We start from the raw sequence: 17123 nt of genomic DNA, 5'->3' as shown, positions 1-17123 counted from the left end.
TCTAATTAAAAATTTCATATTAAATCTTGTGATTATTAATTTTATTAAAAATATAGTATTTCTTAATTAAAAATTTGGCTCTGTAGAAATCATATTAAGTATGATTGAATCACATATTAGTATTAACTAAAATAATAGTGTGATTCCATGTTTAGTTTATGTGAAAACACAACATTTTTTGTTGTTTTTAGTAATACATTTTTGTGATTTTCATTAAAAATTAAAATAAAAAAGAAAATATGAAAATTTTATATACTATAGCCAAGCACGAAATTTTTGGTAATAATTATATTTTTTATTTAGCTAATATGTCTTTATCTTCGATATAAAGAATAAAATAAGCTATTTGGAATTTATTAATATTGCCAAAAAATCGGTTTTCGACTATGATTTACTTCTTAGAATCTCTTTTTTAAATTTATCAATTCTGTCTAGAAATTATTTTTAATCTTATTTCCACACTTTCCACAGAATTTAACATTAGCTGATAAAGGATTTCCACAATTTCCACAAAAATTCGGATTTTTATTAGAAACAACATCATTCTTAATTAAACTTTGTGCTTTTAAATTCATGTTTTTTACATTATTTTTAGATATTTGAGTAAAACTTGGAATATTATTGGAAATTTTTTGATTAGATACTTCTGATAAAGCTGAAATAATGCCTGAATTTTTTTGATTATGATTTTCTGATAAAATAGGGGAACCATTGGAAATTTTTTGATTAGAAAGTTCTAAGACTATTTTATTCATTTGGTCAATTCGTTTTTTATCTGATGGATGAGTTGAAAAAAAGTCATGTTTATTTGAATTAATTTCGCTCATTTTTTGCCAAAAATTAGGTATTTCACTAATATCATATCCTGCTAATTTAACTATCATCATTCCTAATTTGTCTGCTTCCATTTCTTGATTTCTACCCCACGGTTTCATTAAAAAATATTCAGATCCAATATCAGATACATTTGTAGCAGTTCTTACAACAGAAGCTATCTCACTAAAACCTAGCAAATCAAGACCAATACTACCTAATCTTGCTGTAGTTGTTGCAGTATTTTTAGCAGTTTGTGCACTTACTTGAGTTCTACCATGGTCTAGTAATGCATGAGCCATTTCATGAGCTAAAATAAACGCTAATGATTTTTCATTGTTTGCAATTGATAATATTCCTGAATAGACAAGAATTTTCCCTCCAGGTATACAGAAAGCATTTGGTGTATCATTTGAAACTAAATGAAATTCCCAATCATAGTAATTATTTGTGTAATCTGATCTATTAATTTCTAATAAATAATTTTCAACAGCATTAATCAAATTTAAAGAAATTTTTGCTACTAATTTCCCATCTGTATGTTCATCTAACAATTCGTGTTGGTTAGTAATTTGGTAATATTCATTATAACATTGATTTAAAAACTTATCATCATTTAAAATATCGAAATGTTTTTTTCCTGTAAAAGGATTGATACTACTTCTATCATTTTTTTTAATACAAAGCACCCTCATTTATAAACTGAAAATTTTTATTTATTAATTTTCATTTATCAGTAGTTCTGTTCCGCAGCTTTCACAAAATTTTACTCCTTTTTCTAACTTATTTCCGCAAGATGTGCAAAAATTTAAATTATTATCCTCATCTGAAATAGGAGTATTAATGCTTGAGCTATTTATTTTTTCTAATTCTTTTTTCCTATTCAAAATGTAAAATTCCATTTGATCATTGAATTCCTTTTGATCTTTATAACTAGTATATATTAGATATAGCGAATAAATCCCAAATGTTATAGCACCAACAATCCATCCAAGGATCATTTTACCTACTTTACCATTTAATCCATAAAATAATCCAGTTATTAGTATGCTTGTCCACCAATATTTTTTCTCATTTGTTCTTCTTAGATAATCTAAGTCATTGATACTTTCTGCTTTTTCTATTCTTTCTTTTAGATACATTAACTCAGTTTCAAAATTCATGATATACCTCTCCATACTTAGATGCAAATATTTGACACCTAATATTATTCTTTGCTTATTTTTTATTATAAATTTATCTATTTCGTTTTAACATTACTTTTTTTCCATGATAATTTTATGATTAATGAAACTCATATATTATCTAATTATTATTTTTTATTATTTTTCATTATAAATTTTCTTATTTGATTCTCCCATTTTTCTTTGATTATTTTAATTGTTTAAATTTTGTTATATATAAATTTATTCCTCAGTAATATCTTATTAATTTTATAAAGTATTATTAACATGTTACAATAAAAAATAAAGATAAATAATCGTAGAATAGATTAATAAGTGAATTTTGAAAATGAAAAAAAGTTAAAATATGAATTTTATTATTAATTATAAATTAAATTTAATAAAATAACAGCCTAGTTAAAATTAATATAAATGATTTATAAAAAATGCAGCTGCAAAAAATAATTGTTAAAAAATAAATCTAAGATAAAATTTAATTATTTTTTTATTTGCTTACACCAGATATTGAATTAGATTTTATAAATTTTATTGAGTCATGGACAAAAGTCTAAATCATTAAACCCAAAAATGCCTTAAATTCATTTGTTTATGAAATGAAGAAATTTTTCTCTTGAAAAACAACTTTTGACCACGGCTCTTATTATTAAAAAAAATTTATATGACTTGAAATATCATTATTAGATATGGAAATAAAGTCACTGTATGAGGATTTTAAAATATATGAAAAAATTGTAAATAATCATGATTTTACTCTTGATTATTTAGATTTGAAAAATATCTATTTTATTAAACCAACAACATTATTACCTGCTTTCAATTTTATGAATGAATATAATATTGAAAAATATGATCCTAATTTTAATACAAGGACTTATTTAAGAGGAGTTTTCAGAGCTATTAAAAATAAAAATACTACTCTACCCATAAAACCATTACCTCAAGTTTTAACAGATTTAGACAAATTTAATATACTTGAAAATATTAGGTCTCTTTTAAAAAAAAATTATGTTGAAGAGCAATCATTTGAATATTTGGCTATTGAAATAATGAACAATATTTCAGAGCATTCTAAATATAATAATGCTTATATATTCGCTCAACAATATCCTAACATTGATTTTACTGACATTTGCTTCTTAGACGATGGGATAACGATACCTGAAAGCTTAAGACGTGCTGGTAATTATTATGATAATGATAATGATTATATTATAGCTGCTTTAAATGGAAAAAGTAGTGATATTAATAATTTTCGTATGCGAGGCAGTGGTTTAAATTCTTCACATAGAATAATATCTGAAGGATTTGGAGGAGAAATGTTAATCGTGTCTGGTAAAGGTCTATGTCACATTACTCCTGAAGGAGTATTCTTAGGAATTAATGATAACTATTTCAAAGGGACAATAGTTTCTTTAAGAATAAATGAAAAAGTATTAGGTAATGAAATTCATAATTATACCTCTCACAAAGAAATTCAAAATATAGCAAATTATATATTATAAAAAATAAAAATAATAGGATAGTAACTTAAAAGAGGTGACATCATGAAAGTTAAAGAAATTAAAATAGAAAAAGAGATTTATAAAAAATTAGGTATGAGAGAATCTGCAGAATCTTTTTTTAAAAATTTAGACAATGATGTACCAACGATAATTATAGATTTTGATAATGTTGAGTTTATGAGCAGATCTTTTGCTCAAGAATACATTTATCAAAAAACTCAAAGAAAAAATAAAATAGAAGAAACAAACATGTCCAAATTTGTTAAAAGTATGTATGATGTTGTTTGTAATGATTATAAAAAACACTTAACTAATTTATAATTTTTTAAACATTACTTAATACCTTTTTTATTAATTAATTATAATAATATTTAGATATAATAATATTTAGATCCATTTTTTTATAACTATCAATAAAAGATTAAGAATTGATAAAGAATTTTTTCACATAAGTAACCCAGATGTTGCGAAAAAATATTATTGTTTTCATTTTTAAGCTTTCAACTACTTCTAAATCTTCTTTAACATCGTCCCATGTTGGTAATTCATTTGTTCTAACCCTATAATTGTTACTTGTAAGTACTGTTGATTTAGGTAAGTCTATTTCAAATTCTCTGTAAAAAGTTCTTAATACATTATCTTATTTTTTATTGTACCATTATTATTTTTATTAATACTTTTTAAATAATGATAATATCTTTCGAAATAATAGGATATTCTTATATCTTCCATTGCAAGAAAAGATTTTTTCCCAGTCTGGTAATTGATCTTCCATACCTTCTTCAATTAGATCAGATGGTGTTTTATTGAATAAATCATAAATCTTTATTGAAAACAATTTTATAACTTTTAATTCGACCCTCTGATAAGTTTTTTCGAGTGATTGTTGAAATGATTCTATTATCTTCTAAAACATTCATATATCATATGTATTTTTTTAATAATATTTATATTTTATGTAAATATACACGAATCTAAATAGATTCTTCTCCAAATTCTGCAGTTTTGACCTTAACTTGACTTAAAAACTGTTTTATTTCATTAGCTAATGTTTTAAGTTCTAAAGGATTAGGAGTTTCAACATTTTCCAATGATTCGTCTAAAACATTTTTATTTCTAAATTGTTGCAATGTGTATAAATCACATTTAATTTCATGAGATATCTGCTTAATATCCTCATGATCCAATAATCCTGGTACATATGTAGTTCTACACTCTAAAAATGTATTGGAATCTTGATTAGCTATTTCCATAGATTTTTTGACTTTTTTTCCAATAGCTGCACCAATTACTTCTTCATATCTATCAAAAGGAGCTTTGATATCAATAGCTAAATAATCAATATATTTTAAAATTTTATTCAATCTTTGAGGATAACAAGCACTAGTATCAACTTTAGTTTTAAGCCCTAATGATTTAGAATATTTTAATATCTCAAGTAGGTCATCTATCTGTACTAGAGGTTCTCCACCAGATACTACAACGGCATCAATGTAATCTAAAGAATCATCGATGATCTTAAAAATTTTTTTTAATGTTGTTTCATCCCCACCTTCTAATATTTCAGCATTATGACAGTAAGGACATCTTAAAGGGCATTTAGCCATGAATATAACTAAAGAAATTTTTCCTGAATATTCTAACGATGATACAATCGTTCCTCCTATTTCCATATAATCCACTTAATCCTACTTAATAATCTTTAATTATGTTTATTGATCCTTATTAATCCAATATCATTAATTCTATTTCTAATAACTTTATTATTAAAGAAATTTATTATTATTTTAATTTTTTATTTAATCTTGATAAATTATTCAAGAACCTATTACTTTAATCGTTTAAGATGTTTAATATTGATAAACTTATTAATAATTTTCTTAATGAAAAAATCTATCATATTTAAGATGTTTAATATTGATAAACTTATTAATAATTTTCTTAATGAAAAAATCTATCATATTTAAGATGTTTAATATTGATAAACTTATTAATAATTTTCTTAATGAAAAAATCTATCATTATTTTGATTTTTGTGTTTAATAATGATAAATTTATGGTTTAATTAAATCACTGCAATATGGACTTTATGATACTTATAAACTTTTTATTTTCTTCCATTGTTCCAATACTTACCCTAATCCAATATTCATCTAAACCTTTAAAAGAAGTGCAATCTCTAACAATGACCCCTTTTTTTAAAAGTTCTCTAGATAAAGATGATGCTGTAAACTCAGTTTCTTTCACACCAATTAAAATATAGTTAGAATAAGATTTAAGAACATTTAAAGACTTTATATTGCATAACTCTTCAAATAAAAAATCTCTACTTTTAATTCCCTTTTCAATAGATCCTTCAATATATTCCTTGTCTTTGAAGGTATTAAGTGCTCCAATGTATGAAAGCTTTGTAAGGGAGAAAACAGGTTTTATTCTGTGCATGTACTCTATCATTTCTGCATTAGCTAAACCATAACCAATTCTCATACCAGCTAATCCAAGAACTTTAGACATTGTTCTCATGATGAAAACATTAGGATAATCATTAATTAAATTTACATTATTGACCCTAGAATACTCAAAATAAGCTTCATCAACCACCACAATAGCATCAGTTGTTTCTAAAATTTTTATAATATATTTTTGTGGGATTAAAGCTCCTGTAGGATTATTAGGACTGCATAAAAATATCATTTTAGTTTTTTCAGTGATAGAATCCAAAACAGAATCAATATCGAGTGTATTACTATCTAAATCCCATTGAGCATAAATGGGAATTGCTCCATATGGTTTAAATAAAAATTCATAATACATATATGATGGAATGGGAACAATAAATTCATCTTCGGGATTCATGAAAACCTTTGCAAGAACATCTATGAGCTCATCAGCCCCATCTCCACCAACAATAACTTGATCACTAGTTACTCCAGAATATTTAGCTATTTCTTCTTTCAAATCAGTTAAATCAGACTCAGGATAACGATTTATAGTATTTAAATCTCTTTTAATAGCTTCAATGGCTTTTTTTGATGGACCCCATGGATTTTCATTAGAACCTAATTTTATAATATCTTTCTTTTTCAAATTAAACTCTTCAGCTATTTCATCCTGTGATCTTCCTGGAACATATGGATCCAATTCCATTACTTCTTTTCTTATTTTCATAATATACCTACATAAAAAGATAATTATCTAAATTTATTCATTATTACAACTCTAGAACATTAAACAATCAATTCCATGAGCTGGATAAATAAATTAAAATAGATTAATAAACAAACATCCTTAAATAATTAAAATACTGGTTTAAAATATACTTAAATAATTAACATAAGCTGTTTAACAAATATACTTAAATAATCAAAACAACTTGCTTAACAAATATACTTAAATAATCAAAACAACTTGCTTAACAAACATCCTTAAATAATTAAAATAAATTAATAAAAAATATACTTAAATTAAAATAATTAGATAAAATAATCAAAGTAATCAATTTTAAATTTATTTTAATGATTTTCTTGTAATGAGTACTAATGTTTTTTAGCTAAATCAACATATTTTTCAGCGTTAGTTTTATTTTCCACTATTTCTTCAGGAGTTAATTCTCTAATAACTTTGGCAGGAAGTCCCAGAATTAAGCTTCCTTCTGGAAATTCTTTATCTTCTGTTACCAATGCTCCAGCACCAACAAGAGAATTCTTACCAATTTTTGCCCTATTTAAAATAGTTGCATTCATTCCAATAGTAACATTATCTCCTATTTCACATCCATGAACAATTGCTCCATGACCAATAGAAACATGATCACCGATTAATGTTGTTCCTACAGGAGGAGCATGGATAACACAATTATCTTGAACATTAGAATTTTTACCAACTTTAATATCTCCATGATCTCCTCTTAAAACAGCATTATACCATATTGAAGAATTTTCATCAATTTTTACATCTCCAATTACATGAGCTCCTGGAAATATCTTTACAGTTTCGTGAATTTTCATTAAAATCTCCTTAATAAGTTATATAATAATTTATACTATTAAACATCTTGAATGATTAAATTAAATAAGTTATGTAATAGTTTATAATATTAAACACCTTAAATAATTAAATTAAATAAGTTATATAATAATTTATAATATTAAACACCTTAAATAATTAAATTAAATAAGTTATATAATAATTTATAATATTAAATATAATTAAATGATGAAATAATTAAATAAAACATGAATAATCCATCAAATTAATATTTTAAAGAATTCATTTTATAATTCTTTATAATTTAATCTATCTCATGGCTTATGAATATTCTAAAGTAATTAAAGTAAAATAATGAATTTATTTTTCCTCTTTATCGAAAATTATATGTTTTTGTTTCACTAAAACTACTTTATTATGATCAACATCATTATAAAGTAAAACATCTGATCCTATGGAAGAATTATGGCCTACTTTCACTCCTGGACTGAAACTTGAGTTTATTCCAGTTTGCACAGAATCTCCAAGAATAGTTCCAAATTTACGCCTTCCACTATCAATTTTTTGATTCTTTATTGTGGTTTTGACAGTATCATTATCAAATCTTAAATTAGCTACATTCGTTCCAGCAGCTATATTACAGTTTGAACCGATTACAGAATCCCCCACATAACTTAAATGATTAATATTAGTATTTTCCATAATCAAAGAATTTTTAATTTCAACAGCATTTCCTACATTAACATTATCACCAAAATAGCTATTTCCCCTAATATAACAATTAGGACCAATATCACAATTTTTACCTATATAAACTGAACCTTCAATATAGACTCCGGACCTTATGATGCTCCCTTCATCTAAGAATATTTCTCCATGAATATGTGCCCCATTTTCAATTTTACCTTTTATATTAGTCTTAATCCTACTCAAAAGAAGCTCATTGATTTCAATTAATTCCCATGGCCTACCAACATCAATCCATTTTTTGTCTGTTTTAAATCCCCTAACAACTTTATTATCTTGAATTTGCATAGATAATGAATCAGTAATTTCATATTCCCCTCTTGAAGATTTATTTGTTTTAGCTATTTTGCTGAAAATATCTCTATTGAATATATAAATTCCTGTGTTGACTAAATTACTAGGTGCCTCACCTTTTTTTGGCTTTTCTACTATGTTTTTAATCAAATCATTTTCAATTTCTACTACACCAAAGTTACTTGGATTTTCAACCTCAGTTAAAACCATTAAAGTATCTACTTTGAATTTAGAATATTCTTTAATTATGTCAGTAAGGAGTTCATTATCTAAAATTATATCCCCATTAAGAACTATGAATGTATCATCAACAAAATCTTGACCATAACCAATAGCATTAGCTGTCCCTACTAATTCTTCTTGAGTTTTATAGCTAATATTTACTCCAAAGTCATTTCCATCTTTGAAATAATCCTTAACCATTTCTTCTTTATATTTAACTATTAAAAGGATATCAGTGATCCCACTATCTTTTAATGCTTCTATATTGTATTGAATAATAGGCTTTCCAGCTACTGGAAGCATTGTTTTTGGTTTTGTCAATGTAAGTGGCCTCATTCTTGTTCCTTCACCTGCACTTAATATTATAGCTTTCAATAGAATTCCTCCCATATTTAATTTAGTACTAATCCCTAGTAAATTTAGATAAATTTAATCATGATACTGTTATGAAGATTCTCCTACTTTATGTTAAATCAAGATATCGATATTCAATTTAAATTGTCTGTAATTATCTGAACACATGTATCTCTTATAAATTCTGCTCTTTCTTGAGTTTTTCCCTCTAAAGTAATTCTAATATAATCTTCAGTGCCAGAAGGCCTAATTAATAGCCAACTGCCATCATTTAAAGTTAATCTGACCCCATCAATTGTATTCACATCAATTATATCATCAAAAGCATTTTTTAAAAGATGATCCATATTTCCCATTATTTTTAACTTTAGTTCCTTTGAGCAAATTATTTTTTCTCGGATATTGGGATAATCATGAATCTCATCTAATAGTTTAGACAATGCCCCCTCTTTTGAAACTATTTCAGCTATTCTAAGGCCTGAAAGGATACCATCAGGACACATACAAAAATCAGGGTGAATCCAAGTCCCAGAAGGTTCCCCTCCAAAAGTAGCATTTTCTTCAATAATGGCTTCTGCTACATTTACATCTCCAACTTTAGTTCTTACGACTTCTCCACCTACCTTGGATAATGCATCATCAATACATAATCCCGCATCAACAGTTGTTATTATTTTTCCACCAAAGTTTTTTGAGATAAGGGCTAATAATTTGTCAAATTCACTTACTCTTCCTTTTTCATCTACAGTAATCATTCTATCTGCATCACCATCATGAGCTATTCCAATATCTGCATTTGTAGCTAAGACCACTTTTTGCAAGTTTTTTAAATTAGCTTCATTAGGTTCTGGATTCCTTCCTGGGAAAAATCCATCAGATTGAGAGTTTAAAGTTATAACATCACAACCGGCTTTTCTAAATATTATTGGAGATAGTTCACTACCCGCTCCAGAAGCAGAATCTACAACTACTTTTAATGTTGATTTTATATCTACAATAGCTATTATTTCATCAATATAATCTCCTATAACTTCTTCAATATGATAAATATTCCCAACATTTTCCCATCCAGTATTATTGAATTTCTTTGAATGAAATATAATTTCAATTTTTTCTTCTTGAGATGGAGTATAAGCCATTCCATTGTTATTCCAAAGTTTAATTCCATTGTACTCAGAAGGATTATGAGAAGCTGTAATCATTACTCCAGCGTCTGCATTTAGTTTATTTGTTGCATACCCAACTAAAGGAGTAGGGACCATTCCAAGTTTTAGTACATTACAACCAGATTCAAGTAAACCAGAGCATATTGCATTTTCAAGCATTAGATTGGTTGTCCTAGTATCATATCCAACAACAACATTTCCTTTTCCACCTAAATAAGTAGATAATGCTTTTCCAACATTTAAAGCTAAAGCTGCTGTAACTTCCCCTTCTACTTTTCCCCTAATTCCAGAAGTTCCAAAAAGTTTCTTATTCTCATTTGACATATTTAAACTCCAATAAAGTCGAAATATCAAACCTAATTGATCCATTAAACTTTAATAATGATTTTACATTGATAAATTTATTACTGAATTTAGATTTATTTAAATTTTAACTAAGTTCTAAATAAGATCTAATTAAGCTCTAGCTAAATTTTAACTAAATTCTAAACAAGATCTAATTAAGCTCTAGCTAAATTTTAACTAAATTCTAAACAAGATTTAATTAAGCTCTAGCTAAATTTTAACTAAATTCTAAGCAAGATCTAATTAAGCTCTAGCTAAATTTTAACTAAGTTCTAAATAAGATCTAATTAAGCTCTAGCTAAATTTTAACTAAATTCTAAATAAGATCTAATTAAGCTCCAAATTTTGTAGAGTTGTTCATTAAATCCATTAAAATATCCATTACATTGGATCCTTGGATTCTACAAAGTCCACCTTTGTGGGCTTCAATTTCACTAAATTGTTTTACAAAATCAACCCTAACTTCAGGACCATTAATCACCATTGGCACAGGATCTGCAGTATGATCCATTACAGAGATAGGGGTAGAATGATCTGCAGTTAATATTATATAACAATCTTCAATATCTAATAGTTTTTTGATAACTATTTCATCAACTTTTTCTATGAATTCTACTTTTTCTTTTGAATTTCCATCATGTCCTGCTTCATCAGCACCATCAATATTTATTAAAAAGAAATTGTAGTCCACACCTTTAAGATGATTAACAATAGTATCAGATATATTATCTAAATTAGTATCAGTTCCACCAGTAGCTCCGTCCACTTCAATAATATCCATACCTGCAAACCTAGCTATTCCCATGATAAGACCTGTTTCAGCGATACATGCAGATTTAATATTATATTTTTCATTCAATGGTTCAACTTCAGGTACAGCACCAGCTCCTCTTGGTATGATGATATTGGCAGGAGGTTGATTATTTTCTATTCTTTTTTTATTAATTGGGTGATCTTTAATCATTTCATAAGACTTTATTATGAGTTTATTTAAAATATCTGCAGTTTTTTTTGCTTCTGGAGAATCATCGGTTGGAACTACTTTTTTAGGAGCATTACCTTCTTTTTTAGGATCAGCATCAGATACTGCATCAGATAGTCCATTACCTCTTAAAACTAAAACTGCTCTATGGCCTGTTGACTCTTTAAATATAATTTTCACATCATCATATCCTTCAATAACCATATGATTTAGTGAATCAATTATATCTTTAGTACCTTCTCTTATTCTCCCAGCACGACGATCAGTAATGATTTGATTCTCATCAGCAGTTGAAAAATTGCATCTAAAAGCTATATCTCCAGGGAAAATTTCTAAACCAACACCAGATGCTTCAAAAGGCCCTCTTCCAGTATAAACCTCATAAGGATCATAACCAAGAATAGATATATGCGCAGTATCACTTCCTGGAATTATTCCTGGTTTAATAGAATCCATCAATCCATTTATACCTTGTTCTGCCATTTTATCCATATTTGGTGTCTTAGCTGCTTGTAATGGAGTTTTATTCCCAAGACTCTTTAAAGGACGATCCCCTAGTCCATCCATTATTAGAATTATACCTTTCATAGTAATCACAATGATTTATAAGTTAATTTGATATAAAAAATTGACAATAAGTATTAATAATGATTATCTCTATCAATATCTTACTTAATATATTATTTATTACCACATATATATTTTTAAAAAAATTATCACATAAATTGAAAATTCAATAAGACCTTATTTTAAAAAATAAATTCTGTATATATTAAAAATAACTTATACTCAATAAAAATAACCTTTATAATTAATATTAAAAATAACTTATACTCAATAAAAATAACCTTTATAATTAATATTAAAAATAACTTACTCAATAAAAATAACCTTTATAATTAATATTAAAAATAACTTACTCAATAAAAATAACCTTTATAATTAATATTAAAAATTTACTATTAAAAGAAAAATATTAGCTATTGAAAGAATATGAAATATATACTTAATTGCAAGGTAGCATTTATTAAAAAGTTATATTCTATTAAAAATAGCTAATAGTAAAAAATTCAGATGTTTTATTAAAAAATAGCTAAATAGTAGAAAGAATGCCAATTATAGCTCCAGTAACTGTGGCTAAAAGATTAACATGCTCATTATTTATAAAGTCCCTGCGTTCAAGTACAGCCCCTAAAAAACTATCCATGAAACAACCAATTGTCCCTGAAATTACAGCTATTCTAAGTGATAATAGAGGATCATGTATAATACCAAGTAAAAAAGCAGCAAATCCTATTAATCCTGCTCCAACTATACCAAAAGCAGTTCCTAAAACAGAAATAGCACCATCAGTTCCTGGAGCAACTTTTTTCATAGAAGATATCAATCGTGGCTCTTGTATTACACCAATTTCACTTGCCATAGTATCTGCAGTAGCTGTTGCAACAGCTCCAATAAAACCCCCTACGAAGGGCAAATAATATCCTCCAAATGCAGCCATTATAAAAGCAACAATACCATTAGAAATAACATTTTTAGCTGTTCTTCGACCTTCATAAATTCCTAAGCTATGTTTATATTGCTTTTTCCAACGTGTGGATATCAAGCTTAAGATTAAGAATAGTAGTATTAAAAGTAGCCAACTTACACCAGCAGAAAAAACAATGATAACACCCATGAAAATCATGAATAGTGACCCTAGTAAATCTAAGGCTTTTCTATGGTATGTAATAGCCCCAACTACAAAAAGTAGAATAACATATCCCCAATTTATCACCAAAGCTTCTTCCATATCATCACAACATAATTATATATAGAAAAGTAATTATATAAACTTTCCTAAAAAATATTCAATAATACCCCTTTACTTAAAAATTGTCAAAAATTAAAACTTTAGGATCTTTCTAAAAATCATGCCATAAAATTAAAAAATTAATAATGCAGAAGCAAAAATGTAAAAATAAAAAAATGGAAGATGAATAAATAAATTCTTCCAAAAAATAATAATTGATCATTCTTTTCTAGAAACAACATCCCATGTGGTTAAAAAACTAAAATTATTAGTGTCATTGTTGTTTTGGGTTTCAAATTCAACTAAGACTGGATTAACAATATAGTTTAAATCATCAGATGAAACTGTGATGGTGTGTTTTGCCATTTGTGAGTTTAGTTTTTCATGTATTATATTTTCTAATACCATTCATTTAGTGTTTGTATATCCGATGTGTTTACCATCTGATTCAAGACTAATTTTATAGTTTAGTACTAGGATTATCATTTTCATCACTCATAATGACAATCACATCAACAGAATCATCATGATTCTCTTTAACCATCATATCCTGTGAAAGTTTCACTTTTTTAGCATTAAATGCTGTATTTGTAGATTTTGGATAATTGATTCCGTTAGAGTGAAATTATTTTTTTTATCTTCTTGTTGGTTTGTAGAATTTTAGTTTGACTTTTACGATTTGTCCGGCTTTTAGGTTTTTGACGAATGTTTTTAGTAGTTTAGTTTTTTTGTTGTAGTTGAAGTAGACTAGACCTTTTTTAGCAGCACTTTTTAGTTGTGCTTTGAAGTATTTTTTGAATTGTCTTGATCCTGTTAAATCGCCGTAGTTCTTGATTGTGTAAAGTCTATAGTAAATTTTGTAAGACTTTTTATTAACAGTCTTTCCTTGAACTTTAGCTACTCTTATTTTTGCTGGAGTTAATGCTTTATTAACATTTAAGGATTTTGTTACAGTTGTTGATTCTTTGAATAAGTATTTTCCAGTTGAATTGGTTATTGTTGTTTGTTGGGTTTTTGCATATACATTGTAGTTAGCTGTTTTTGGTACTTTGTAAATGAATCTTGCTTCGCCGTATTTATCGGTTGTTGCTGAGCCTACTTGTTTACCGTTAACATAGAAATAAACTTTTTCACCTGTTAATTTTTCTCCAGTGATTTTGTTTGTTAGTGTTGCTATTATTGTGATTTGTCCATTACCTGAAACAACAGATAAATCGGTGTTAGTTTCATAAGTTACATCGACGGTTATATTACTGTTGTTCTCTGATTCAGTGTTATTATTGCCTGTGTTATAGACGATATCACCGGTGTTATTGGTTGCATTGGTATTGTTGATAGTTACATTGTTGTTATTGCCTTCATTGGTGATTAATCCGTCTTTTGCTGTGTTGTTGGTTATAGTGGAATTGTCGACTGTGATTTTGTTATCATCGCCTTCACTGCTTAATATTCCATCTTTATTACCTGATAATTCACTGTTATCTATAGCTATTGCATTTTCATCACCAGTACTACTGATCGCTCCACCTTTTGATGCAGTGTTGTTATTTGCTGTTGAATTATCCAAAACAATAACATTATTATCACCATTATTGTTGATTGCCCCACCTTTATTTGTGGCGTTATTATTGTTGAAATCAGTGATATTAATTGCTAAATTATTATCATCACCATTGCTGTTGATTGCTCCACCGTTTTTAGCAGAGTTATTATTGAATGTAGAGTTGTTAATATTAGTCTCATGGGATTCGCCATTGATATCTATTGCTCCACCATTAGAGGTAGCAGAGTTATTTTCAAACAATGAATTATCTATATTGACTTTACCTTCTTCGCCATTAATATCTAATGCTCCACCAGTCTTAGCACCATTATTCGCCAAAGTACTATCTTCTATATTGATAGTCTTATTTTCACCAGTAGAATATAATGCCCCACCTTCTCTAACAGCAGTATTATCACTTATAATACTATCTTTAATAGTAAGCACATTATTATCACCAGTAAATCCTATTCCACCACCATTAATACCAGCAGAATTATTAACTACAGTAACATTATCCAAAACAGAATTACTACCAGTACCACCAACAAGAATAGCACCATAATTATCTGCAGTATTATTTTCAAACACAGAATCACGAACAGTATTATCATTAGCAATAGCAATAATACCTAAAGCACCGGTATTTAGAGCAGAATTATCCACGAAAGTACAATTATCAACTAAATTAGTACTATTAGTTCCACCTATAGCTACAGCGCCATACTCACTTCTTGCTTTGTTGTCTTTGAATACTGAATTTTTTAAAGTATTATTGGAACCTGTTATAGCTAACGCACCATAATTAATTGCAGTATTGTTTTCAAAAGTACAATTATCAACCAAATTAGTACTATTAGCTCCACCTAGAAGTCCAACACCATATTGACTATTTGCTTTGTTGTCTTTGAATACTGAATTTTTTAAAGTATTATTAGAACCAACTCCGTACATATAAACAGCACCATACTGAGAACTTGCAGTATTGTTTTCAAAAGTACAATTATCAACCAAATTAGTACTATTAGCTCCATCTATATTTACAGAAGTATATTGACCACTTGCAGTGTTTTTGAATACTGAATTTTTGACAATATTATTAGAGCCAGCTCCACCCATATATACAGAACTATATTGAGAAGCTGTGTTGTTTTCAAAAGTACAATTATCAATCAAACGAGTACTATTAGATCCAGCTAGAATTACAGCACCATATTGACTTCTTGCTTTGTTGTCTTTGAATACTGAATTTTTGATAGTAGTGTTGGCACCATTTCCATATATATAAATAGCTCCACCCTCATTACCTGCTGTGTTGTTTTCGAATGTACAATCAGTTATGGTTAATGTGATGTTAGTTCCAGTTGATAAGATTACACCACCATTTTCACCTGTGTTGTTTCCGTTTATGAAGGTTATGTTTATCAGTGTTAGGTTGATTCCTGTGTTTATTGCGAATGCTCGTGCATTATTTCCCATGTCGATTATTGCCCCACCTTTGTTCACGGCAGCTATTGTCATATTTTTGTTGACTGTTATAGCTTTATTACCTGTTCCTGAGTATACACCATCTTCTAAGTACAGCGTATCACCAGCATTAAAGCTACCATTGCCGATTGATGCATCTCGTATATTACCAGTAGTGTTACTAATAGTAACGTCTGCTGCGTTTGCTGTGCCAATTAAACAAAAAGCACCCATAGCTATTATTACAGAAATTATCAAAAAAGTCGACAATTTCTTAAATTCATTTTTATACATTATTCACCTCTAATATTTTTATTTAATTAAATTAGTTATTCACGACCCATTATGATAGAGTAATCAGTTTTCTATAATGATTTTAGAATAATCAACACTCCATTATGATTATGAATCGTGAAAAAACATAAAATATGTTGATTCTATACTCTTATTTTATAATATACATAGAATATATCAACCATATTTTTTATTTAAATATATAATTCATGTACTGCCAGCTATTATTTAAAAACTAAAAAATGTTTAACAATCATTCTACTAACTATATCATTAACAATAAATAAAAAAAAACTTGTTAGTCATCTAAAGAACAGTTAGTATCCTATTAAACTATTAACTTTTAATTACTGGACAAACATAGTTATAGTAATTACCCATATATAAAGATATCACTTCTACACACTTCAATACCAAAACAAGAAGAAACT

At 27.2% G+C, this 17123-nt stretch carries 13 protein-coding genes; 2 read left to right on the top strand and 11 right to left on the bottom strand.

Annotated features, from left to right (window positions below; genetic code table 11):
• Positions 1-431: 431 nt before the first annotated feature.
• Positions 432-1502: a M48 family metalloprotease gene (locus MBCUT_RS06365; protein WP_245634961.1), complete on the bottom strand. Its 1071-nt coding sequence runs from the start codon at positions 1500-1502 to the stop codon at positions 432-434.
• 30 nt (positions 1503-1532) lie between these two features.
• A complete protein-coding gene (locus MBCUT_RS06360) occupies positions 1533-1976 on the bottom strand; it encodes a zinc ribbon domain-containing protein (protein ID WP_067259849.1) in 444 nt (147 codons plus the stop codon).
• A 704-nt stretch (positions 1977-2680) separates the two neighbouring features.
• Between MBCUT_RS06360 and MBCUT_RS06355 the strand changes: the two genes are divergently transcribed.
• Complete coding sequence (locus MBCUT_RS06355; protein ID WP_067259848.1) at positions 2681-3499, top strand: hypothetical protein; 819 nt, start codon at positions 2681-2683, stop codon at positions 3497-3499.
• Between the two features lie 42 nt (positions 3500-3541).
• Positions 3542-3820 carry an STAS-like domain-containing protein gene (locus tag MBCUT_RS06350; RefSeq protein ID WP_067259847.1) on the top strand — a complete coding sequence of 93 codons (279 nt, stop codon included), beginning with the start codon at positions 3542-3544 and terminating at the stop codon, positions 3818-3820.
• Positions 3821-4473: 653 nt separating this feature from the next.
• Here MBCUT_RS06350 and MBCUT_RS06345 read toward each other — a convergent pair.
• From MBCUT_RS06345 to MBCUT_RS06305, 9 genes are all read right to left on the bottom strand, one after another.
• Positions 4474-5172 carry an anaerobic ribonucleoside-triphosphate reductase activating protein gene (locus MBCUT_RS06345; RefSeq protein ID WP_067259846.1) on the bottom strand — a complete coding sequence of 233 codons (699 nt, stop codon included), beginning with the start codon at positions 5170-5172 and terminating at the stop codon, positions 4474-4476.
• A 397-nt stretch (positions 5173-5569) separates the two neighbouring features.
• Positions 5570-6667: a histidinol-phosphate transaminase gene (gene hisC / locus MBCUT_RS06340; RefSeq protein ID WP_067259845.1), complete on the bottom strand. Its 1098-nt coding sequence runs from the start codon at positions 6665-6667 to the stop codon at positions 5570-5572.
• 368 nt (positions 6668-7035) lie between these two features.
• On the bottom strand, positions 7036-7506 hold the full coding sequence (locus MBCUT_RS06335; RefSeq protein WP_067259844.1) for a gamma carbonic anhydrase family protein: 471 nt from the start codon (positions 7504-7506) through the stop codon (positions 7036-7038).
• A gap of 340 nt (positions 7507-7846) precedes the next feature.
• Entirely contained in the window at positions 7847-9130 is a 1284-nt protein-coding gene (gene glmU / locus MBCUT_RS06330; protein WP_084270746.1) for a bifunctional sugar-1-phosphate nucleotidylyltransferase/acetyltransferase, read from the bottom strand.
• Positions 9131-9237: 107 nt separating this feature from the next.
• A complete protein-coding gene (gene glmM / locus MBCUT_RS06325) occupies positions 9238-10593 on the bottom strand; it encodes a phosphoglucosamine mutase (protein WP_067259842.1) in 1356 nt (451 codons plus the stop codon).
• 352 nt (positions 10594-10945) lie between these two features.
• Positions 10946-12184, bottom strand: a complete 1239-nt coding sequence (locus tag MBCUT_RS06320; protein ID WP_067259841.1) for a 2,3-bisphosphoglycerate-independent phosphoglycerate mutase — start codon at positions 12182-12184, stop codon at positions 10946-10948.
• 505 nt (positions 12185-12689) lie between these two features.
• Positions 12690-13388, bottom strand: a complete 699-nt coding sequence (locus MBCUT_RS06315) for a TIGR00297 family protein (RefSeq protein WP_211263782.1) — start codon at positions 13386-13388, stop codon at positions 12690-12692.
• 219 nt (positions 13389-13607) lie between these two features.
• The gene (locus tag MBCUT_RS06310; protein ID WP_067259840.1) at positions 13608-13796 is read right to left on the bottom strand and encodes a hypothetical protein; all 189 of its coding nucleotides are present in this window, start codon (positions 13794-13796) and stop codon (positions 13608-13610) included.
• A 226-nt stretch (positions 13797-14022) separates the two neighbouring features.
• Positions 14023-16692 (bottom strand): beta strand repeat-containing protein, encoded by a 2670-nt coding sequence (locus tag MBCUT_RS06305; protein ID WP_067259839.1) that lies wholly within the window; start codon positions 16690-16692, stop codon positions 14023-14025.
• Positions 16693-17123 lie beyond the last annotated feature (431 nt).

Origin of the sequence: Methanobrevibacter cuticularis, assembly GCF_001639285.1 — an archaeon.
Lineage (GTDB): Archaea > Methanobacteriota > Methanobacteria > Methanobacteriales > Methanobacteriaceae > Methanobaculum > Methanobaculum cuticulare.
The sequence above is the reverse complement of the archived record's forward strand: the minus strand, read 5'-3'. Positions and strand labels throughout refer to the sequence as shown.